The 22738-nt window shown below is 54.0% G+C and carries 21 protein-coding genes and 1 other RNA gene; 6 read left to right on the forward strand and 16 right to left on the reverse strand.

Annotated features, from left to right (window positions below; all coding sequences use genetic code 11):
• Window positions 1–146 precede the first annotated feature (146 nt).
• The 12 genes from typA to ffs form a co-directional block, all read right to left on the reverse strand.
• The gene (gene typA, locus ACZ41M_RS05785) at window positions 147–1976 is read right to left on the reverse strand and encodes a translational GTPase TypA (RefSeq protein ID WP_464732067.1); all 1830 of its coding nucleotides are present in this window, start codon (window positions 1974–1976) and stop codon (window positions 147–149) included.
• A gap of 26 nt (window positions 1977–2002) precedes the next feature.
• Complete coding sequence (truB, locus tag ACZ41M_RS05790; RefSeq protein ID WP_464732066.1) at window positions 2003–2929, reverse strand: tRNA pseudouridine(55) synthase TruB; 927 nt, start codon at window positions 2927–2929, stop codon at window positions 2003–2005.
• Complete coding sequence (rbfA, locus tag ACZ41M_RS05795) at window positions 2907–3302, reverse strand: 30S ribosome-binding factor RbfA (RefSeq protein WP_464732065.1); 396 nt, start codon at window positions 3300–3302, stop codon at window positions 2907–2909. Before rbfA ends, truB begins: the two co-directional genes overlap by 23 nt.
• 66 nt (window positions 3303–3368) lie before the next feature.
• Window positions 3369–6275 (reverse strand): translation initiation factor IF-2, encoded by a 2907-nt coding sequence (gene infB, locus ACZ41M_RS05800; protein ID WP_464732064.1) that lies wholly within the window; start codon window positions 6273–6275, stop codon window positions 3369–3371.
• Window positions 6276–6362: 87 nt separating this feature from the next.
• A complete protein-coding gene (gene nusA, locus ACZ41M_RS05805) occupies window positions 6363–7841 on the reverse strand; it encodes a transcription termination factor NusA (protein ID WP_464732063.1) in 1479 nt (492 codons plus the stop codon).
• Complete coding sequence (gene rimP, locus ACZ41M_RS05810) at window positions 7838–8320, reverse strand: ribosome maturation factor RimP (protein WP_464732062.1); 483 nt, start codon at window positions 8318–8320, stop codon at window positions 7838–7840. The genes nusA and rimP overlap by 4 nt, the downstream gene beginning before the upstream one ends.
• A 213-nt stretch (window positions 8321–8533) precedes the next feature.
• Window positions 8534–9823: an NAD(P)/FAD-dependent oxidoreductase gene (locus ACZ41M_RS05815; RefSeq protein ID WP_464732061.1), complete on the reverse strand. Its 1290-nt coding sequence runs from the start codon at window positions 9821–9823 to the stop codon at window positions 8534–8536.
• A 108-nt stretch (window positions 9824–9931) separates the two neighbouring features.
• Window positions 9932–10507 (reverse strand): hypothetical protein, encoded by a 576-nt coding sequence (locus tag ACZ41M_RS05820; RefSeq protein WP_464732060.1) that lies wholly within the window; start codon window positions 10505–10507, stop codon window positions 9932–9934.
• 59 nt (window positions 10508–10566) lie between these two features.
• Window positions 10567–10893 carry a YbaB/EbfC family nucleoid-associated protein gene (locus ACZ41M_RS05825; RefSeq protein ID WP_464732059.1) on the reverse strand — a complete coding sequence of 109 codons (327 nt, stop codon included), beginning with the start codon at window positions 10891–10893 and terminating at the stop codon, window positions 10567–10569.
• A 40-nt stretch (window positions 10894–10933) separates the two neighbouring features.
• On the reverse strand, window positions 10934–11644 hold the full coding sequence (locus ACZ41M_RS05830) for a DNA polymerase III subunit gamma/tau C-terminal domain-containing protein (protein ID WP_464732058.1): 711 nt from the start codon (window positions 11642–11644) through the stop codon (window positions 10934–10936).
• A 29-nt stretch (window positions 11645–11673) separates the two neighbouring features.
• Complete coding sequence (gene dnaX / locus ACZ41M_RS05835; protein ID WP_464732057.1) at window positions 11674–12786, reverse strand: DNA polymerase III subunit gamma/tau; 1113 nt, start codon at window positions 12784–12786, stop codon at window positions 11674–11676.
• Between the two features lie 78 nt (window positions 12787–12864).
• An RNA gene (ffs, locus tag ACZ41M_RS05840) (signal recognition particle sRNA small type) lies at window positions 12865–12962 on the reverse strand.
• A 257-nt stretch (window positions 12963–13219) separates the two neighbouring features.
• Between ffs and ACZ41M_RS05845 the strand changes: the two genes are divergently transcribed.
• The 6 genes from ACZ41M_RS05845 to ACZ41M_RS05870 all read left to right on the forward strand — a co-directional run bounded on the left by ACZ41M_RS05845 (window position 13220) and on the right by ACZ41M_RS05870 (window position 18635).
• A complete protein-coding gene (locus ACZ41M_RS05845) occupies window positions 13220–13762 on the forward strand; it encodes a carboxymuconolactone decarboxylase family protein (RefSeq protein WP_464732056.1) in 543 nt (180 codons plus the stop codon).
• Between the two features lie 9 nt (window positions 13763–13771).
• Entirely contained in the window at window positions 13772–14914 is a 1143-nt protein-coding gene (locus ACZ41M_RS05850; protein WP_464732055.1) for an acyl-CoA dehydrogenase family protein, read from the forward strand.
• A complete protein-coding gene (locus ACZ41M_RS05855; RefSeq protein WP_464732054.1) occupies window positions 14911–15717 on the forward strand; it encodes an ABC transporter ATP-binding protein in 807 nt (268 codons plus the stop codon). The genes ACZ41M_RS05850 and ACZ41M_RS05855 overlap by 4 nt, the downstream gene beginning before the upstream one ends.
• A 163-nt stretch (window positions 15718–15880) precedes the next feature.
• Window positions 15881–17053, forward strand: coding sequence for an ABC transporter substrate-binding protein (locus ACZ41M_RS05860; RefSeq protein WP_464732053.1), 1173 nt, complete (start codon window positions 15881–15883; stop codon window positions 17051–17053).
• 26 nt (window positions 17054–17079) lie between these two features.
• Window positions 17080–17898, forward strand: coding sequence for an ABC transporter permease (locus ACZ41M_RS05865; RefSeq protein WP_464732052.1), 819 nt, complete (start codon window positions 17080–17082; stop codon window positions 17896–17898).
• A 77-nt stretch (window positions 17899–17975) separates the two neighbouring features.
• Entirely contained in the window at window positions 17976–18635 is a 660-nt protein-coding gene (locus ACZ41M_RS05870; protein ID WP_464732051.1) for a toprim domain-containing protein, read from the forward strand.
• Window positions 18636–18646: 11 nt separating this feature from the next.
• Here ACZ41M_RS05870 and ACZ41M_RS05875 read toward each other — a convergent pair whose 3' ends face one another.
• Genes ACZ41M_RS05875 through ACZ41M_RS05890 form a run of 4 tightly spaced genes read right to left on the reverse strand, consistent with a single transcriptional unit; the run spans window position 18647 to window position 22707 of the window.
• A complete protein-coding gene (locus tag ACZ41M_RS05875; RefSeq protein WP_464732050.1) occupies window positions 18647–20101 on the reverse strand; it encodes a sensor histidine kinase N-terminal domain-containing protein in 1455 nt (484 codons plus the stop codon).
• 41 nt (window positions 20102–20142) lie between these two features.
• On the reverse strand, window positions 20143–20832 hold the full coding sequence (locus ACZ41M_RS05880; protein ID WP_464732049.1) for a response regulator transcription factor: 690 nt from the start codon (window positions 20830–20832) through the stop codon (window positions 20143–20145).
• Window positions 20833–20880: 48 nt separating this feature from the next.
• Complete coding sequence (gene murU, locus ACZ41M_RS05885) at window positions 20881–21603, reverse strand: N-acetylmuramate alpha-1-phosphate uridylyltransferase MurU (protein WP_464732048.1); 723 nt, start codon at window positions 21601–21603, stop codon at window positions 20881–20883.
• A gap of 9 nt (window positions 21604–21612) precedes the next feature.
• The gene (locus tag ACZ41M_RS05890) at window positions 21613–22707 is read right to left on the reverse strand and encodes an aminoglycoside phosphotransferase family protein (RefSeq protein ID WP_464732047.1); all 1095 of its coding nucleotides are present in this window, start codon (window positions 22705–22707) and stop codon (window positions 21613–21615) included.
• Between the last annotated feature and the right edge of the window lie 31 nt (window positions 22708–22738).

Consider the following 22738-nt stretch of genomic DNA (forward strand, 5'->3'; position numbering starts at 1 on the left):
AAGAACCATTGCACAATTTGTGCCAAGCGCACGGCTTTCCAAACCATAGTAATGTCGATGAGTATATCAAGCATTCGCGTAGATTAACACTCAATAACCCATGCTTAATAAAAAACGGAGCATACCGCGCTCCGTTTTTCGTTGATTTACACTTCTTCGCGCGACGCACGTTTGCGTTCGTGCTCTTTGAGGAAGCGCTTGCGCAGACGAATGGATTTCGGTGTGACTTCAACCAATTCGTCGTCCTCGATGAATTCCACCGCGTATTCAAGCGACATCTGAATCGGCGGCACGAGGCGCACCGCTTCATCGGTACCCGAGGCGCGCACATTGGTGAGCTGTTTACCTTTGACCGGATTGACCACCAAGTCGTTATCGCGTGAGTGAATACCGATGATCATACCTTCGTACAGCGGGGTGTTGTGCTCGACGAACATACGACCACGGTCTTGCAGTTTCCACAGTGCGTAGGCAACAGCCGCGCCGTCCTCTTGCGAAATCAGCACGCCATTGCGACGACCCGGCATTTCGGCTTTGGTATCCACGGCTTCGTATGCGTCAAACACGTGACTCATCAGGCCGGTACCGCGCGTCATGGTCATGAAGTCGCCTTGGAAACCGATCAAGCCACGCGCCGGAATGCGGTATTCGAGACGCACACGGCCTTTGCCGTCCGGTTGCATGTCTTGCAGATCGCCACGACGACGACCGAGTTCTTCCATCAGTGCGCCTTGGTGGGTTTCTTCCACGTCCACGGTCAACATTTCGTATGGCTCGCATTTCACGCCGTCGATCTCTTTGAATACCACGCGTGGACGCGATACGCCTAGCTCAAAGCCTTCGCGACGCATGTTTTCAATCAAAATGGTCAGGTGCAATTCGCCGCGACCGGACACTTCAAACACGGTGTCGTCGTCGGTGTCTTTCACACGCAAAGCGACGTTGTGTTTCAATTCTTTTTCCAGACGGTCGCGAATCTGACGGCTGGTGACGAACTTGCCTTCGCGCCCTGCCAGCGGCGAGGTGTTCACCATGAAGTTCATGGTCAGGGTCGGCTCGTCCACCGACAGCATTGGCAATGCTTCCGGCGCATCCGGCGCACATACGGTCGCACCGATGTCCAAATCTTCGATCCCGTTGATCAACACGATGTCGCCTGCTTCGGCTTCGGTCACCAGTACGCGATCCAAGCCTTGGAATTTCTGCACTTGGTTGATCTTGCCGGTGTTGATTTCACCCTCGGGGCCGTTCATAAACACCACGCTTTGTCCAGCTTTGATACGACCACGCGCAATACGGCCAATGGCGATTTTACCGACATAGCTGGAGTAGTCCAGCGAGGTCACTTGCATTTGGAACGGTAAATCAGGGTCTGATTCACGCGTTGGTACGTATTGCAAAATCGCTTGGAACAGCGGATCCATCGTGCCTTCGCGCACGCTGTCATCCAGTGAGGCAAAGCCGTTGAGCGCCGATGCATATACCACCGGAAAGTCCAGCTGCTCATCGGTCGCGCCAAGCTTGTCAAACAATTCAAAGGTTTCGTTAATCACCCAATCCGGGCGCGCACCCGGACGGTCAATCTTGTTAATCACCACAATCGGTTTCAAGCCGAGCGCCAAAGCTTTGCGCGTCACAAAACGCGTTTGTGGCATTGGCCCTTCGACCGCATCGACCAACAACAACACGCCATCAACCATGGACAAGACGCGCTCGACCTCGCCACCGAAGTCCGCGTGACCCGGGGTATCGACGATGTTGATGTGCGTGCCTTGATATTCCACGGCACAGTTTTTCGACAAAATCGTGATGCCGCGCTCTTTCTCAATATCACCACTGTCCATCACGCGTTCATCAATTTTTTCATTGTCGCGGAAGGTGCCCGATTGACGCAATAATTGATCAACCATGGTGGTTTTGCCGTGGTCAACGTGGGCGATAATTGCGACGTTGCGCAGTGCGCGTTGCTGTTTCATAAATCACTCTTTCTATTAAAAAATCTTTACTGCTGACTTGACTCCGGCAACGCCGTCATCAGTACCTTTTGTGGTGACAAAGTGCCATGCGACACGCTTGCCAAGCCAATTAATCGTTCATGCCAATACACCCGAACGGTATCACAATCCGCGTGCGTCATTTTTAGCCGCTGTCCTTGCACAAAGCGCGCAGCCTCGGTCTGTGGCAACTCAATCGCCGGACAGTTTTGCAACAATGCGTCCAACGGCAATAGCGCTTGCGCACGCTCATCCTCGGCCATCGCTTCCAACTGTTCCAGCGTCATGGCGTCCTGCAAATCCAAGTCGCCCACACCGGTGCGCTGCAATGAACTCAAATGCGCGCCCACACCCAAAGCCTTACCCATATCCTCGGCCAGCGTGCGAATGTAGGTGCCTTTCGAACACCGCACTTTCAGCACCACATTCGGATACGCAAAACTCAGCGTTTCCAGTGAAACGATGGTCACCTGCCGCGCTTCGCGCTCCACTTCGATGCCTGCCCGCGCCAACTCGTACAACGGTTTTCCATCTTTTTTCAGTGCCGAATACATCGGCGGCACCTGCGCGATCTCGCCCGAAAACTGAGGCAATATCGCATCCCATTGTTCCCGCGTAATCACGGTATCGGATGAAAACGTTGTTTCACCCTCCATATCGCCCGTCGTCGTGCTTTTACCCAGAACGATACCTGCCACATAGGTTTTATCCGCATCCAGCAGATCATTGGCCAACTTGGTCGCATGACCAAAACACAAGGGCAGCAAACCATCGGCCAGCGGATCGAGCGTACCGGTATGCCCCGCCTTGTCCGCGCCGATCAGCCATTTCGCACGCCCCAAAGCCTGCGTACTGGAAATCCCTCGTGGCTTATTGAGCAACAATACGCCGTGTATCGCACGACGCTTGCGTTTATTGGCCGCCTGACTGCTCATCGTTTTCTTCAAAATCCACCGCGCGGCTGGCATTCGCCTGCGTAATCAACGCGGACAAATCGGCAGCCTTCGCCTCGGTGCTGTCGTATTTAAAATGTAAGGTCGGCACAGTATGAATACGCAACATTTTGAACAAAGCATTGTGCAAAAAACCTGCGGATTCGTTCAGTGCCTTTTCCACCTGCGCAGGCTCCGCACCCATGACGGTGAAATACAATTTCGCATGGGCGTAATCCGGTGTCAATTGCACTTCCTGTATCGTCACCATGCCAATGCGCGGATCGCGCAACTCACGCTGAATCAGCACCGAGACATCCTTTTTGATCTGCTCGGCGATGCGGCGCATGCGCTCTGTCGGTGCTTTTTTTGCCATCTTTTTTCTCCAAACGAACGAAAAAGCGGGGTTTTGACACACCCCGCATTTTCCGTTCACACATAATTACAGGGTACGAGCGACTTCTTTGACCTCGAACACTTCCAATTGATCGCCTTCGGCAATGTCGGTGAAGTTCTTGATCGACAAACCACACTCGAAACCTTCTTTGACTTCTTTCACATCATCCTTGAATCGTTTGAGTGAGTCCAGTTCACCGGTATGTACCACAACGTTGTTGCGCAGTACGCGAACCATCGCGCCACGTTTGACCATACCTTCGAGTACCATACAGCCGGCAATCGTACCGATTTTCGATGCGCGGAATACTTGACGAATTTCAACCAGACCGAGGATTTCCTCTTTCTTGTCCGGTGTCAACATGCCGGTCATCGCCGCTTTCACCTCGTCTACCGCGTCGTAAATCACGTTGTAATAACGAATATCCACGCCCAAATGCTCGGCCAGCTTACGTGACGAAGCATCGGCACGGGTATTAAAGCCGAGAATCACGGCGTTCGATGCGCTGGCCAAGTTGACATCCGATTCGGAAATGCCACCCACGCCCGCGTGCACGACGTGCACCTTGACTTCGTCGGTCGAGAGTTTTTGCAGGGATTGGCTCAAAGCCTCTTGCGAACCCTGAACGTCGGCTTTGATCAACAAGGTCAATGTCTTCACATCGCCCGCCGTCATTTGCTCGAACATATTTTCCAGTTTCGCCGCCTGCTGTTTGGCCAATTTCACGTCGCGGAATTTGCCCTGACGGAACAAGGCGATTTCGCGCGCTTTGCGCTCATCGGCCAACACCAACAGCTCTTCACCCGCCGCCGGAACATCCGACAAACCTTGAATTTCCACCGGAATCGACGGACCGGCTTCGTTCACCAATCGGCCATCCTCGTCCAACATCGCACGCACGCGACCGTACACGCTGCCCACCAAAACGTTGTCGCCCTTTTTCAGCGTACCGCTTTGTACCAAAATCGTGGCGACCGCGCCCTTACCTTTGTCCAACTTGGCTTCAATCACCAAGCCTTTGGCAGGCGCATCCACCGGCGCTTTTAATTCCAAAACTTCGGCTTGCAACAACACGTTTTCGAGCAATTCATCAATACCCATGCCTTTTTTGGCCGACACTTCGATGAACGGTGCATCGCCACCGTATTCTTCCGGCACGACCTCTTCGGCCACCAACTCGGTTTTCACGCGTTCGGCATTGGCTTCCGGTTTATCAATCTTGTTGACCGCCACCACGATTGGCACGCCAGCCGCTTTCGCATGTGCCACCGCCTCTTTGGTTTGAGGCATCACGCCGTCGTCCGCCGCGACCACCAAAATCACAATATCGGTCGCCGCCGCACCACGCGCACGCATCGCGGTAAACGCTTCGTGACCCGGGGTATCGAGGAAGGTAATCATGCCGCGTTCGGTTTTCACGTGGTACGCGCCAATGTGCTGAGTAATGCCGCCGGCCTCACCGGAGGCAACACGCGCACGACGAATCGCGTCGAGCAAGGAAGTTTTACCGTGATCCACGTGCCCCATAACGGTCACGACCGGCGCACGGGGGAACAATTCCACATCGGCGTGCTCTTCATGTTCATCCAAGAACGCATCCGGATCATCCAATTTCGCCGCAAAGGCTTTGTGACCCAATTCTTCTACCACAATCATCGCGGTGTCTTGATCAAGTACTTGGTTGATCGTGACCATCTGCCCCATTTTCATCAGACATTTGATGACTTCGGAAGCTTTGATCGCCATTTTGTGCGCCAAATCGGCCACGGAAATGGTTTCCGGCACGTGAACCTCGTGAATCACCGGCTCGGTCGGAGCGGTAAATCCACCTTGATCTGCATCGGCCTGATGGCGGTTTTTGTGTTTGGACTTACCGCCCGCACGCCAGCCACGATCATCGCCCACTGCCCCACGGGTTTTCAAGCCGCCACGGCCGCGACCGCCATCATTTTGATCCTTGCCCGAAACCCCTTTTTTAGGTTTTTTGTCTGCTGTGGTAGAGGTGCTTGTTTCGGTGGTTGCCGGTTTTGCTGCGGGTTTGGCTTCGCCTTCCGGTTTGACCGGCTTGTGCAAAGTGCCTTCAGCTTTGGCCACGAGTTTTTTCGCTGGCTCTTCTTTCCAACGGTTGAGTTTTTCGGCTTCGGCCTGCGCCTCACGGCGACGGCGTTCACGCTCGGCGTTTTCTTGGTTTTGCAGTTCACGATCAGCGCGTGCTTTTTCGAGCGCAGCTTGCGCTTGTGCGGCGTCTTGACGCGCTTGCTCCAAGGCTTTATCCAAACGTTTTTGCGCTTTGCTCTCAGCACCGTCCGCTTTTTTGGCATCAACCGCAGCTGCCGCAGGTTGAACGGCTGGTTTTGCAGGTGCAACTGGGGCAGGCGCTGTATCAACGGACGCAGCCTCAATGGACGTTACCTCAGCAGGCGCGGTCTCAGCGACTGCTTCCACAACCGGCGTTTCCGGTGTTTCAACGGCTGTCGCCGTCTCTTGTTCCGCTTGCGCACGCACTTTGGCATCGGCCTCTTGGCGCGCTAATAATTCTTTCGCGCGAGCCAATTCGGCTTCGCGTTTGGCGATTTCGGCCTCATCAATGACCGCTGCCGCCGGCTTTTGCTCTACCGCAGGCTCGGTTGCCGCTGTTGTTTCGGCCAGGGCGTCACGCGCCACGAACGTGCGTTTTTTCTTCACTTCCACCTGCACGGTACGGGTTTTGCCCGTTGCATCGGCTTGACGAATTTCGCTGGTTTGTTTTTTGGTAATGGAGATTTTTTTCTTGGCACCATCTGCTGAACCATGCGCGCGTTGTAGCGATGCCAGCAACAGGGCTTTGTCGGCCTCGGTTACTTCGTCGGTGGCAGATGCTTTGTTCACGCCCGCACTGTTGAACTGCTCAATCAGCAATTCAACCGGCATTTTGAGTTCTTGCGCAAATCCGGCCACGGTCATTTCAGTCATAGATATTTCCTTTTTTGTCGATGTCTGCCCGATTATCGGCACAGACATCATCACTTCGTTGTGTTTCTCAGTACAGCTGGGGCGGGTTTATTCAAACCAATGTTCACGCGCTTTCATGATGATGGCGCTGGCGTCATTTTGCGACAGCGAGCTCATTTCCATCAATTCGTCTACCGCCAAATCCGCCAATTCATCGCGCGTGGTGATGTTGTGATCGGCCAACTGCGCCGCCAAGGCGGTGGTCATGCCTTCCAAAGCGAGCAAATCCTGAACGGTGCTGGCTTTTTCTTCCTGCGCAATTGCTTCGGTCAAAATCGCGGCGCGGGCGCGTGAGCGCAACTCTTCGACGATTTCTTCGTCAAACGCTTCGATTTCGAGCATTTCCGAGACCGGCACGTAGGCCACTTCTTCCAAGCTGGTGAAACCCTCTTCGATCAGAATTTCCGCGACTTCTTCGTCCACATCCAATTTGCTGGTGAACAAATTGAGCAGGGTTTTGTTTTCTTGCTCGTGTTTGGCGGAGGATTCTTCTTGGCTCATCACGTTGATTTGCCAACCGGTCAACTGGCTGGCCAAACGCACGTTTTGACCGTTGCGGCCAATGGCAATCGCCAAATTATCTTCGTCCACCACGACTTCCATCGCTTTTTGATCTTCGTCCACCACGATGGAGTTCACCACCGCCGGGCTCAAGGCGTTCATCACGTATTGCGCCGGTGATTCGTCCCAAATCACGATATCAATCGCTTCACCGCCCAATTCGTTGCGCACGGCGGTTACGCGCGAACCACGCACACCCACGCAAGTACCCACCGGATCAATGCGCTGATCTACTGCGTGTACCGCGACTTTCGCACGCACACCCGGATCACGCGCCGCGCCTTTGATCTGCAAGCCACCTTGTTCGATTTCAGGTACTTCCTGCGTGAACAATTCGATCAAAAACTCTGGACAAGTGCGTGACAGGTGCAATTGACGTGCGCCGCGCGCCGTTTGATCAACCTCTGCCACATACGCACGCACGCGGTCACCTGAACGCAAATTCTCACGTGGCAACATTTGATCGCGCGGCAAAATCGCCTCTACACGACCCGATTCAACAATCGCTTGTACTTTATCCACGCGTTTGACCGTACCCATCATGATTTTATCGCCGCGCGCGAGAAAGTCCTGTAACAACTGATCGCGCTCCGCATCACGGATACGCTGCAAAATCACTTGTTTTGCGGTTTGCGCACCGATGCGGCCGATTTCCACCGACTCGACTTCTTCCTCGATGTACTCGCCCACGCTGATGTCGGCAATTTCCTCTTTCGCTTCCCATTCCAAAATTTCGCGATCCGGCTCTTGCAAACCTGCTTCGTCCGGAACAACTTGCCAACGGCGGAAGGTTTTGTATTCGCCCGTTTCGCGGTCAATGTGTACGCGCAGATCTAAGTTGTCTTCTTCAAAACGACGCTTCGCCGCAGAAGCCAATGCCGCTTCCAGCGCGCCAAAGACGATTTCCAAATCGACATTTTTCTCACGCGCCAAAACATCGACCAATTGCAACACTTCACGATTCATTTTTGTTTTCCTTTGAAATTATAAACGGGCACCAAACGCGCCTTATCCACATCCATTAAGCCGAACGTCAACACCTGCTCAGCACCCTCATGTTCAAAAACCATACTTAACTGTTCGGTCTCCGGCGCAGACTCATTCACAGCCTGCAAAACACCGGTAAAATTTTTACGACCATTCATCGGCAGTTTTAATTTAACACTCGCCTCAGAACCCGCAAAACGCACAAAATCACTCAGCTTTTTCAGCGGTCGATCGATACCGGGCGACGACACCTCCAGCCGCTCGTAATTCACATTTTCCACCTCGAACACATACGTCAACTGACGGCTGGCTGCTTCGCAGTCCTCCACCGTGATGTCGCGCTCATGCTTCGCATCATCCATGAACACACGAATCAAGCCATTCGCCGCGCGCTCCAAATCCACCAATTCATAGCCCAAACCAGCTATGGTTTGCTCAATCAATTGTTCCAAATTCATCTCAAACCCATCAAATATGCATCAAAAAACGCATAAAAAAATGGGCTCCACGCATGGTGCCCATCTTTCTCTGAACTGCGTAGCCCGATCAATACCACTCGATCTGCGGACGGCCACGCCCTTTAATTAAACTGCAATTATACGCGCTAAATCCTTAATTATCAAGTATTTTTCAACCATCTACGCACAATAACGCCACACCCCGCACATATTTCACAAATAATCTTTCAGTCGATAATACGCCATCCCCAAAACCTGTGCCGGCGTGCGCAGATATTTCCCACCTGGGAACGGCAAATGCTTGATTTTACTGAACATATCAAAGCGTTCCGCTTGACCGCGTACCGCTTCTGCGGCCAGCTTACCCGCGATACCGGTCAAAATCAGACCATGCCCTGAAAAGCCTTGCAGATAATAGACATTGTTTGCCAAGCGGCCAAAATCCGGCGCACGATTCATGGTTACATCGACAAAACCACCCCAGCAGTACTCAACCTTAGCTGATTCGAGCTGTGGAAAGGCACGCAGCATGGTTTTGCGCATCGCTACCGGCAAATTCGGCGGCGTGATGCCCGAGTAACTCACGCGCCCACCGAACAGCATGCGATCGTCGTTGGTCACGCGGAAATAATCCAGCACAAAATTATTGTCGCACACCGCAATGCGGTTTTTGATCAGGCTATCCGCCGTCTCTTTCGGCAAATGCTCGGTCGCGATGATGTAGGTACCGACCGGCATGATGCGTTTGGCGATTTTCGGCACCAGCTCGTCAATATACACATTGCCCGCCAAAATCACAAATTTGGCCGTCACCTGCCCTTGCGCGGTTTTCACCACAGCCGGATCGGTGTACGCGATGTCCGTGACCATGCTCTGCTCAAAAATACGAACACCCGCGTCCAGCGCGGCACGAGCCACGCCCAGCGCGTATTTGAGCGGGTGCAAATGTGCAGAGTTTTTATCCAAAACCCCTGCGTGGTAGCGTTTGGACGCAACCCACTCCGGCATTTCATCCGGCTGAATTTTTTGCAAATGCGGATAATCGTACGCTTCGCCCAGGCGATCCGCCCATTCAAACAAACCCGCGGTGGACTTGGGTTTGACGCTCGCGGTCATATAGCCGTCTACCCAGTCGCAATCTATGTTGTACTGACGAATGCGCTCACGCATCAAATCCAACCCTTCGATGGTCAGATTAAATGCGCGTTTGGCCTCATCCATCGACATGGCTTTTTCAAACGGCTCTTCGCCGCAGGCATAACCGGCAATCGCTTGCCCACCATTGCGCCCCGAAGCGCCCCACGCGATGCGGCGCGCCTCGAGCAGCACCACATCAAACCCCGCATTGGCCAACTCCAATGCCGCGGACAATCCGGCCAACCCCGCGCCAACCACGCAAACATCGGCGGAGATCGTGCTTTTTAAAGGCGCTTGTTCGGGTAAGGCCTGAGCGGTCGCGGCGTAATAGGAGTTTTGAATCAGTTGGGCGTCTTTGGTAAACATGGCTTTGAGAAAGAATAAAAGTAATGGTGCATAGGGTAAAACAAAAACCGCCGCCATGCACAATCGGATGGCGGCGGCGAATTAAAGCGGCTGGTGTAAACAGTCGGATTACTTCGGCATGCGTTCCACATAGGCTTTGCACTGTGGCGTCTCCGCCGCCTCCAACCAGTAATTTTCAAATTCAGGCTGGTCGGATACGTCGCCCAGCGCACTCAAGGAGTTCTTAACCACAGGATATCCCCGTTCGCGTAAAACAACTGCCAGTTGCTCAAAACCCTGCCCCGCCAATTCATTCACTTTCTGTTCATCGGTCTGCTGCATTGCCTGAGTCATCGTATGATCAAACAGTTTGAGTTGCGCGGCATTTTGAGGCAAAGCCAATTGCTGTTCCAGCCATGCAATATCTGAGCGAGGTGATCGCTCGATAATCCGATTGAGTACCTCAGGACGAAAATACACCTGCCGCATACACCCAAAGCCGATCGGGGTAAACTCCAAAGCGTTCGGCTCCTTCAAGCGATTCACCTGTACGCCCGCCGAAAATGCCTGTTTCAGCACATGTGAAATATTTGGATATTTCAACGACGCTTGCGCCGTTTGCGCCAGCGCCGTCTGCGTTACGCCCAACAGCAACAGCGTACCGAACGCTGCGACCCATCGATTGAAACCATGCCGAGTTTTCATATAGCCTCCTTATCGATATCAACATCAGGTGTGTCGCAGCCCTGTCACGGCTGATTTACTTAGAATGGAAACTTCATCCCTCCCGGTAGATTCATGCCTTGGGTCACTTTACCCAAATGCGCCGCACTGGCTTCCTCGACGCGACGCACCGCATCATTGACCGCCGCAGCGACCAAGTCTTCCAGCATATCTTTGTCGTCTTCGAGCAGCGACGGATCGATTTGTACCCGCTTGACGTCGTGTTTGCAATTCATGGTTACTTTAACCAAGCCAGCGCCCGATTGACCTTCGATTTCAATGCTGGCCAATTCGTCTTGTGCCTTTTTCATGTCGTCTTGCATTTTTTGCGCCTGCTTCATCAAGCCGGCCAATTGATTTTTCATCATGATATTTTCCTTTACAGTCAATAGCTTATTAAATATTTATTTATTCTGGCATGATCGAATTGGGCAAAATCATACCATCAAATTCATGCACGATCTGCTGAATCGTCGGATGCTGGGTGATCGCTGCGCGCGCCTGCGCCAGATGTGCCTCGCGCTCTTGCAAAGCCAATTTTTGTGGGCTAAAGCGCACTTGGCCACTCTCAGCAATATGCACACGCAGTGTCGGCGTCGGCTGGTGGCGCGCGCTGAAATAGTCGTCCAAATTCTGCCGCAGGACTTTGAGCGCATTGTCATCGGTCGCCAAGCTGGCCTTTTCACAGCGCAGAACCAAGCGGGTCGCGCTCAATTCGATCAATTCGCTTTGATACGGCAGTTGACGCGCGTAGGCTTTCAGTCTGAGTTGATTCACGATGGTTTGCCATTGTTCACCCAATGTCGCTAAATCGTTGCTACCACTAACGTTTGATTCAGAGCGGCGCAAATCGGAAGATTCGGGCAGTGCGACTGACGATGCGAACGCCGCAGCCAATTCAGTCTGATTCTCGGTCAAGCGCGGTGTGTTTGTTGGCGCATGATTGGGAAGACTCGATTCAGCGGGCGCTGCCACCTTTTCTCTCGGCGCAGCAACAGCCTCGATGCGCGCCACAGGCGCAGCATCGAACGTAGCATCGAACCTATTATTGGGCACAGTTTTGGATGGTGGTCGCGCAACTTCAGGACGGATATTGGGCTTGACCGACGGCGCGCTCACGGCGGCCTGCGGTTTTGAAGTTGCGCCGACTACTTTTTTGCAGCATCAGCCTGAAATTGTTCGGGGACGAACGCCAACAGCCGCAGCAGCATCATGGTAAATCCTGCCTGCGGGTCGGGCGCGAGGTGCAGCTGCTCACGCGCCTGCGTGACAATGCTGTAATACAGTTGTACCTCATCCGCGCCCATGTGCGGCGCGAGCTCGCGCACCATTTTGCTCAACTGCCAGTCCTCAGGCAAAGCATCGGGCACAATTTGCGCCAAACTAATGCGATACAAGACTTGCGCCAATTCGATGGTCGCGTCGTAAAATGAGGCCGATCCGGCCGCCATTTGCTCGGCCACCTGCACTAACGCCACGCCATCGCGCGCGATCAAGGCGCGCAAAATCGCCTCGATCTGCGCCGAATCGGTCGCGCCGAGCATTTCTTTAACCGCGTTCGCACTGACATTGGACGCGCTGTACGCAATCGCCTGATCGGTCAAGGACAGCGCATCACGCATACTGCCGCGCGCGCCTTTGGCGATCAAATGCAGCGCTTCTTCGTCAAATGCGACATTTTCGGCACTGAGAATTTTTTGCAAATGCGTCACGATGTCTGCGGGCGGCATTTGCTTGAGGTTAAATTGCAAACAGCGCGAGAGCACCGTCGGCAGCACTTTTTGCGGATCGGTAGTCGCCAAAATGAACAGCACATGCGCCGGTGGCTCCTCCAGCGTTTTCAACAGCGCGTTGAAGGCATTTTTCGAGAGCATGTGTACCTCGTCAATGAGGTAGACTTTGTAACGCCCTGCAGTCGGCATGTATTCGGCATTTTCGATCAATTGGCGCATATCATCCACGCCGGTATTGCTCGCCGCGTCGATTTCGAGCAGATCCACAAATCGCCCTGCATCAATCTCCTGACAGGTCGCGCACACGCCGCACGGAGTGGCGGACACGCCGGTTTCGCAGTTTAAAGATTTGGCCAAAATGCGTGCGATGGTGGTTTTACCCACGCCGCGCGTGCCGGTGAATAAATACGCATGATGCAAACGCTGAGCATCCAAGGCATGAGACAAGGCTTTGACCACGTGATCCTGCCCGACCAACTCGGCAAATGATTTGGGACGCCATTTTCGCGCAAGGACTTGTGAACTCATGTTGTGCTTTCCGTATGCTCCAAAATGCTGCAAAAGAAATAGGCGATGGACTATTTGCCATCGCCCATTGGGGAATTAGTTGGCGAGCCTGACTCCGGCACTTGAGTAAAACGGCTGTGGCTGCTTCCTTCCGGACCTGACCCGATTCACCGTCCCCCAATGCGAAGGGACCCGCCAACGCGAATTATAACACGAGCCGTTTGGCAGGCACAGAATTCTATTAAAAAATTAGCAAAAGCCACCCAATATAATTACTTTTAAAAATAAAAGAATAAACCTTATATTCAATTTAATAATAATAAAAGTAGGATAAATTCGTTTGCAATCAGAGACAAGACCATTAAAATGATCGAAATTTTTTATAAAAAATAATTATTTTTATAACTTTTAAATCTAAATTTTCTATTCAATTGAAATCAAAAGGAATTCTATTATGAGCCGTCTGACCATCCACACCGTCGAATCAGCCCCCGAAGCCGCACAAGCACGCGTGGCCACCGCCTTGAAAAACAACGGTTTTTTACCGAATCTGATCGGCGTATTGGCCAACGCCCCGACCGCGCTCGAAATGTACCAAGAAGTCGGCGCGATCAATGCGAAAACCAGCCTCACGCCTGCTGAACGCGAAGTGGTGCAAATCACCGCCGCCGTCACCAATGGTTGCGGCTTTTGCGTGGCCGGTCACTGCGCGCTGAGCACGAAGAAAAACCTGATGTCGCCCGAGTTGATCGAAGCATTGCGCCACACCAGCGCATTGAGCGATGCGAAATTGAACCAACTGGCGCAATTCACCCTCGCCGTGATGCACAACAAGGGCAATGTCAGCGACGCCGAGTTCAACGATTTCATCGCCGCCGGCTACAACCAGCAGCAAGCGGTCGAAGTCATCCTTGGCGTGGCCTTGGCAACCCTGTGTAATTACACCAATAATCTGGCGCAAACGCCGATCAACCCTGAATTACAGCCATACGCTTAAGGAAGCACTATGTCTGTCGAAACCTTATTACACACCATCAGCGAGCACGCTCAATCGCACTTACGCCCCTTGGTCGGTGAGATTGACTGCAAAGGTCTGTACCCCACCGAGTACCTGCATGAATTGGGTGCGATCGGCGGTTTTGCTGCAATCGGTGGCCGCGAATTTGGCGGTTCGGATTTGGGATTGGCCGCGCAAATCCGCGTTTTGAGCGCGGTCGGTGCGGAATGCGGCGCAACGGCGTTCATGGGCTGGTGTCAATCAGCCTGCGCGTGGTATCTGCGCCAAAGCAGCAACGCTGCCGTACGCGCGAAATATTTACCCGACATTTTGAGCGGTAAACAATTGGCCGGAACCGGCATGTCGAACACGGTCAAGCATCTGGCGGGCATCGAAAAGCATTTGTTGCAAGCGCAGCCCGTTGAGGGCGGCTATGTGATCAACGGCGTTTTGCCGTGGGTGTCGAATCTGGGCGCCGATCATGTGTTCGCGGCGACGGCGCAATTGCCCGATCAACGCTATGTGATGTTTATGGCGGGCGGTCAAAGCGCAGGCGTGACGCTCAAGCCGTGCGCGGAATTTTGCGCGCTCGAAGGCACCGGCACGCTGAATGTGCGCTTTGAAAACGTCTTTATCTCACACGCCGACGTGCTGGCCGAACCCAACGAATTTGCGGCCTATATTCAACGCATCAAATCCGGTTTTATCCTATTGCAAATGGGCATCGGCGCGGGCGTGATCGAAGGCTGCTTGAACGTGATTCGCCAGAGCAATATCGGCGCGGTCGCCGAGGTCAATGCCTTTTTGGACGACGACGAGGCCAGCCTGCGCGCCGAGTTGGACGCGATTTTGGCGCAAACCTTGCCATTGGCCGACGCCGTGTACGCCGGCGCGATCAGCGACGAGCAACGTTTACAGGTACTGAAACTGCGCTTAGCCGCGTCCGAATTGGCCTTGCGCGCGGCGCAGTCGGCCGCCCTGCACGCAGGTGCAAAGGGTTATCAAGTGCGCCACGCAGCCCAACGCCGCACCCGCGAGGCAATGTTCGTCGCCATCGTCACACCGGCGATCAAACACCTGCGCAAGGAAATCCATGCGCTGGAGCAAGCGTCAAAATCACCTGCCGAAACCGCGTTGGAGCAGGCATCATGAGCGCAGCACCGATTTTACAAGCGCACGACATCGCTTTGGGCTACGCGCAGCCCAAAGCGGAATTCAACCTCGTGTTACAGGATTTTTCGCTGGATTTGGCGCATGGTGAATTGGTCGCGCTGCTCGGTCCGAGCGGCGTGGGTAAATCCTCGCTGCTGCGCGTTTTGGCCGGGTTGGATCAACCGCACCGTGGTCAGGTACAGATTTTCGGACAAACCATCAGCCGCCCTCATGCGCGCGCGGCGTTTGTGTTTCAACAGCCCAGCTTATTGCCGTGGCTGACCGTGCGCGAGAACATCGCGTTTGGCCTGTCGTTCAAAAACCAACCGCAGATCAGCAAAAACGAGGCTCAGCAGCGCGTGCAATCGGCCATGCAGGAAGTCGGCTTGAGCCACGCGGCCAATGCCTACCCTTCGGCCTTGTCCGGCGGGATGGCGCAGCGCGTGGCATTGGCACGCGCGTTGGCACGTCAGCCGGAGATCATTCTGCTGGACGAACCGTTTTCCGCACTGGACGAGATCACCCGTGGCGAGATGCAGGAATTGCTGCGCCAAATCGTTGAACGCCACCACACCGCCGCGGTATTGGTCACGCATGATATTGACGAAGCGCTGACCGTAGCGGATCGCGTATTGCTGCTGGGCAATAAACCCGGCCGCTTGATTGGGCAATGGTCGATCAATGCGCCGTATCCGCGCCAAGAGGTCGCGCTGAATATGAATGCGCTGCGCGTGGATATTTTGCAAACCTTGCACCGTGGCCGTTTGAATGCCTCCGAGGCCATCGAAGACTACGTGATTTAAATGCGATTGACCTTACCCACTTTAAGGAAGCACGGAACAGCCCCTATTCTGGAACAAAGTTCTGGGTATTTTTTGCCAGAACCCTTCGGGCTGGAGACGGTAGGGGTTACTCCGTACTTCCTTAATCATTTTTAACCACTTTTACCTCATAAAAAGGCTCACCATGATCTCTCGTCGTGAAATGCTCAAACTCAGCAGTTTATTCATGCTCAGCGGCAGCCTGCCGTTATTACAGGCGTGCAATCAGCGCGCGGAAAAATCGCCCGATGCGCCATTGCGTATTGGTTATCTGCCAATCACCGATGCAACGCCACTGTTGGTCGCGCATCAGCAAAAATTATTCGAGGCCGAAGGCGTGGCGGTAGAAGCGCCAAAAATGTTCCGTAGTTGGGCGCAGTTGGTCGAGGCGTTTATCAGCGGCCAAGTGAACTTGGTGCATTTGCTCTCGCCGATGACCGTTTGGGCGCGCTATGGCAGCCAAAGCCCGCTCAAAGTTTTGATGTGGAACCACATGGCTGGCTCTGCCTTGACCGTAGCGCCGAGCATCAACAGCATCAAAGACCTCGGCGGAAAAACCGTGGCGATTCCATTCTGGTACTCGATTCACAATGTGGTATTGCAATATTTGCTGCGCGAAAACGGCCTCGAAGTCACCGAGCAAGCAACACCAACAGCCAAACAGGTGAAATTGGTGGTCATGGCACCATCGGACATGACACCGGCTTTGGCGGCGAACAGCATTGCTGGGTTCATCGTCGCCGAGCCGTTCAACGCCTCTGCCGAGCAGCTCGGCGTCGGTAAAGTCTTGCGCTTTACTGCCGACGTGTGGCGCGATCACGCCTGCTGCGTATCGGTGATGCACAGCCGCGATGTGGAACAGCGCCCCGAATGGACGCAAAAAGTGGTCAATGCGCTGGTCAAAGCGCAATTGTGGACGCAGGAGCACCGCGTACAAACGGCAGCCTTGATGTCCGCTTCGGGCGAACACAAATACACGCCGCATTTGGAACCGGTTTTGCAAAAAGTACTCGCGCCGAACAGCAAAGATTGGCAAGGTTATATTGATCGTGGCGTGATTCGCCATCCCGATTGGCAACAATCGCGCATTGACTTTCAGCCGTATCCGTATGCCAGCTACACCGAAAAATTGGTGCAAATCCTCCAGCAGACTTATATCGCGGGACAGCACGATTTCTTGGCAAAACTTGATCCGCAAACCGTCGCCAAAGAATTGGTGGATGACCGTTTTGTGCGTCAGGCAATTTTGGCGACGCAAAGTCAGGCCAAATTCAATATCCCCGACAGTTTTAGCCGTCAAGAAACCTTGGTGGTCTAATTCGGCACTATATGATGGACAACACCATGAGCAACCACATCGCACACCCCGTTAATCAATCAACGAACGCGCCAACGGTCGGAGCAAAAACGCTGCTCTCGCCAACGACGACACCGCATCTGCTGGCCGTGATCGGCCTGCTGGTTTTGGTCGTGCTGTGGCATTTCGGCGTGCAGTGGTTGCAGGGCAGTATGCCGATTGCGTCACAATTGGCGCCTGCGCCCACGGCGGATAGTTTGTGGCAATTGCTCAGTCAGGGGCAATTGAACGCGCACCTGATCGCCAGCCTGCGGCGGGTTTTGATCGGATTGGCTTTGGCCTTGCTGATCGGTATTCCGATTGGCCTGTTGGTGGGTCGCTCGGCCTTGTTCGAGCAGACCAGCACCGGCGCCTTTCAACTGCTGCGCATGATTTCGCCGCTGTCATGGATGCCGGTGGTGGTGATGTTATTTGGCATTGGCGACGCGCCAATTTATTTTCTCCTGACCTTTGCTGCGGTCTGGCCGATTATTTTGAATACCTCCGCGGGCGTTAAATCGATTGATAAACAGTGGTTACAACTGGGTGCATCGCTGTCGGCGACGCCGTGGGAAACGCTGTCGCGCATCATTTTACCCGCGGTGTTCGGCCATGTCCTGACCGGCCTGCGACTGGCGATCGGCGTGGTGTGGATCGTGCTGGTGCCATGCGAAATGCTCGGCGTGACCAGCGGCTTGGGCTACTTCATCCTCGATACCCGCGACCGCATGGCGTATTCAGAGCTGATGGCAGCGATTGTGCTGATCGGTCTGATTGGTTGGCTGCTCGATGCCAGTGTGCGCTATTTGCACCGACGTTGGGGTTAAAAACCTTCATCATTTAAAATACACCCGCGTAAATGTTGTAGACTGCGCGGGTGTTTTTTCTTCAATGATGCGCCCACATGTACTTTAAAAATACTCCTGTCAAACTGACCGACTCGCGCCGCCACGGTGCGGGAACGGAACTATTCATCGTCGAAGGCGATTCGGCCGCCAGCACGGTTGCGGCATTGCGCGATGGACAATTTCAGGCGGTTTTGCCCATGCAAGGCAAACCATTAAACGCGATCAAAGCCTCAGCCGAGAAAGTGGCTGCATACCCGCTGTTCAAAGCTCTGAACGAGAGCTTGGGCATTGACCACTCGCGCCCAACGGCGGATTTATTCGTCTGGGATGATTTGCGGTTTGAACGGCTGGTGTTGCTGTTTGACCCCGATGCGGACGGTATCCACAGCGGTGCGCTGATGTTGATGTTTGTCTACCAATACTTACGACCACTGCTCGATCAAGGCCGTGTACTGATGATTCATGCGCCGTGGGTGCAAATCAGTTTGACCGAACAGCAACCGCTCTACGCCTACTCCGAAGCGCAGGCTTTGGCACTGACGCAGCAACTGCGCGCGCAAGGCAAAACCCCGCAAGTCGTGCGCTATCGCGGTTTATCGGGCATTGATCGGGCGATTCTGATGCAAACCTGCATTGACCCCGCCACGCGCAACGCGCGCGTGATGACTGAGCAAGATGCCTTGGCGGCGATTGAAATATTCGGGGCAAATGCCTGACGAAAAATCCTCTATGTACCCAAACCCGCCGACTCGGACATCTGCACATCCGCACGCTTGAAAATCACATGCACGATACAGCCGGGTTTGAGGTAGGCATTTTCCAACTCAACGTTTTCGGTGATTTTCAGTTCAGCAGAGTGCAGGCGTGCGATTTCCTTGACAATCGCCAGCCCCAGACCGCTGCCGCCTTTGTTCTCGCCCAATACGCTGTAAAATGGCTCAAATACCTGCTCGCGCTCATGCGCGGGAATTCCGGGGCCATTGTCCAGTACGTACAAATGCGCGGCCAAATGATCCTGCGTCACGCGCACGGTGACATCGGACTGGGTGTAGTGACAAGCGTTATCAATCAGGTTTTTGATCAATTCACCGAGCATCACCGGCTGGGCAAACACCGGTACTTCCCAATCGGGCGCTTCAAACGCGATCAATAGCCCCGCCTGCATCGCGTGGTCGGCAGCATTGACCAATTGATCACGCGCCGCCTGCACCAGATCGACGTTTTTCCAGTCTGTGCCTTCGTTGCTGATGTGTTCGGTACGCGCCAATGCGATCAATTGCGATACCAAGCGCGCCGCACGATCGGCGGAGCTGCTGATGTGCTCCAGACTCTCGCGCCGTTGTAGCGAGCTTTTGGTATTGAGCGCCAACTCAGCCTGCGCTTTCAGTCCGGCCAGCGGCGTTTTGATTTGATGCGCGGTGTCGGCCAAAAAGCGTTTTTGCAGACCGACGTTGCGCCGCAAGCGACTGAGAATATTGTTAAAACTGCGCACCAGCGGCTGCACTTCCTCAGGCGTATCGTCCAAAGATAAATTGCTCAAATCGTTTTCATTGCGTTGTAAAACGCTCATTTGCAGGCGATTGAGCGACATGATCCCGCGCGTCAAGCCAAACCAAATCAGCATCACCGCAATCGGCAGAAACATCAATTGCGGCAAGGTCACGCCCTGCAAAATTTGCCGCGCCAGCGCGCGGCGCTTATTCAGCGTTTCGCCGATTTGCAGCAATACCAAGGTGTCAGGTGAAAATTTCACCGTCAGCGGCGAGGTGGCGTTCAATTGCAACCACACATACGCCATGCGGTAGGGTTCGCCATCAATTTTGGTATTGTAAAATTGCACGCGGTTCAACTCAATCGAGTCAAGCAAAGGCGGCTGCGGCAGCTTCGCCCAGCCTTCAATCGACACGCCATCGGCGGTGATGAGCTGAAACACCCGCTTGTCCGTGCCATCATCGGCCACCACATGCCACGGCGTGCCGACTTGCTCAGTGTGCACACGCTGCTGCAACAGTTGGATTTGATTGTTCAGACTCTGATCGAAGGGTGAGTCGGCAATGCTGCGCCCAATCGGATAGGAAATCAGCATGGACAGCGGCCACAGAATAATCAGCGGCAACAGCATCCACAGCATGATTTGCCCAAACAGCGATTTGGGGCGGGAGGTTTGGAGTCTACGCCACATTGGCTCGGTTCAATGCAAGTTAGGGACTATATTAGAGAGATTTAAGGAACCGCATCCGGCACCTCTTTCGGTTTTTCCAGACAATAGCCCAGACCGCGAATGGTGGTAATGTTCAAGCCCGACGGCTCCAACTTTTTGCGCAGACGGTGCACATACACCTCAATCGCGTTGTGACTGACCTCTTCGCCCCACTCGCACAAATGATCGAGAATCTGCTCTTTGGACACCAAACGCCCCGTGCGATTGAGCAAAATTTCCAATACGCCCAATTCGCGTGCCGACAGATCGATCAACTGATCGTTCACCTGCGCGCTGCGCGAGACCAGATCAAAGCTCAAATTACCCAACTGAATGCGGCTTTGACCAAACCCCGCTTGGCGGCGCGTGAGCGCCCGCACGCGCGCGAGCAATTCGTGCAGGGAAAACGGCTTGGCCATATAGTCGTCCGCCCCCAAATCCAAACCCTGGACGCGTTGTTCCACCGAATCGGCAGCGGTCAAAATCAGTACCGGCGTGTACATGTGACGCGCACGCGCGCGACGCAAAACCTCCAAACCGGACATTTTCGGCAAACCCAAATCCAGAATCAGCAGATCGCATTCCTGCGTGGACAGCGCAGCATCGGCCTGCTGGCCATCGTTCACCACATCCACCGCGTAGCCGGTTTCGCGCAAGGCGCGCGAGAGACCGTCTGCGAGCACTTCATCGTCTTCTGCTAACAGTATGCGCATATCCACTACTCCACATTAAATGAACCGAGGCATTCCATTCACGCAAATTTACCCCAGTAAACGCCGATTCAATTGAGATAATTGCTCAGGCGTACCTACATTCTCCCACAAGCCGTCGAAAAACACACCCTGCGCGCGACCCTGCTCAATCGCTTGACGATAATAAGGGCTCATCGCTACTTTTTCACCGGCTTGGATCGCGGCAAACTCGCGCATATCGTACAGACCGATATTGCCAAAGGTCAATGCACGCGCCGCATCTGAGCGCATCGGATCATTCAAGGCCAACAAACGTTCACCATCCAGCGCAAAATCACCCTGCGCATGAAAATCGGGATTGTCCACCATCACCAAAAACATTTGCGGCTGCTCGCTGCGCGCCAACTCTGCGGCCTTGCCATGCAATTGCGCATAATCATAGTCCGTGTACACATCTCCGCTGACCGCCAAAAACACCGAATGCGCACTGAGCGTGGTCAATATCGGCAATGCCTGTGCAATACCGCCCGCCGTTTCCAGCGCCGCGCGCTCCGCCGAGTAATACAACTGCACCCCGTAGCGCGAACCATCGCCCAAATACGCCGGAATTTGCTCGCCCAACCACGCATGGTTAATCACGATTCGGCGTATACCCGCGCGCGCCAGCGCTTCGATTTGCCACACGATCAGCGGCTTACCACCGACTTCGAGCAAGGGTTTGGGCGTCACATCGGTCAAAGGACGCATACGCTCGCCCCGTCCGGCGGCAAAAATCATCGCGACATCAATCATGCTGCACCCTTAAAAAGTATAACCGACCTGCGTGGTATCATCTGTCCCTGCTTTCTGTGCCACATCATCGAGCAGGCGCAACAGCGGCGCAAACTCGCGGTAACGCGCGGCCACCTGACGCGTGTATTTGAGCACCAGCGGCAAGTCTTTCAAATAGCCCGATTTGCCATCGCGGTGATATAAGCGCGCGAAAATACCCAGAACTTTCAAATGACGTTGCAAACCCATGAACTCAAAATCGCGGTAGAACACGTCAAACGTGTCCGGAACCACCAATCCGGCCGCTCGCGCCATTTCCCAATAGCGCGCAAGCCAATCAATCTGCACGTCTTCCGGCCACTCAATATACGCGTCGCGCAACAACGACACCGCATCATAGGTAATCGGGCCATAGACCGCATCCTGAAAATCAATAATTCCCGGGTTAATGGCCATATCATCCGGCGCGCCGTCCACCACCATCAAATTGCGGCTGTGATAGTCACGATGCACCCAAACTGAGGTTTGCGCGGTGTTGTTGTCTAATAAAGCGTTGAATACCTTGGTCAAGGCGGCCGTTTGCTCATCCGTCAATGAATATTGGTAATGCACGCCCAAATACCACTGCGGAAACAACATCATTTCATCCAGCAAGCGTTGGCGGTCATAATCGGGCAACACATTCGGCTGACTCGCAGTTTGCAACTGAACCAGTGCTTTTAACGCCTGCCGATACAACGCATCGGCCTGCGACATATCCGCATTGAGCGCGGTCAGATAAGTGGTATTGCCCAAATCGCTCAACAATAAAAAGCCCTGTGCCAAATCCTGCGCCAGAATTTTCGGCACATTCACGCCGCTGCCACCGAATAACTGCGCCACATGAATAAACGGCGCGCAATCCTCGTGCGTTGGCGGCGCATCCATGACAATCAGGCTCGGCTGAGCGGACTGCGTTGTTTTCACCCGGAAATAGCGGCGAAAGCTCGCATCCGCCGAAGCCACCGCCAAGCTATCCACCTGTATGCCCCATGCTGGGGGCAGCGTGTGCAACCATTGCTGGAGCAGCGCGACCCGTTCATCGTTCGGTAATGCTAATTCTGTATGTGCTGTCGTAGTTGTCATTGTTGATCCATTATCCATTGATCCGTTTCAA

This window comes from Puribacter membranae (assembly GCF_055380425.1).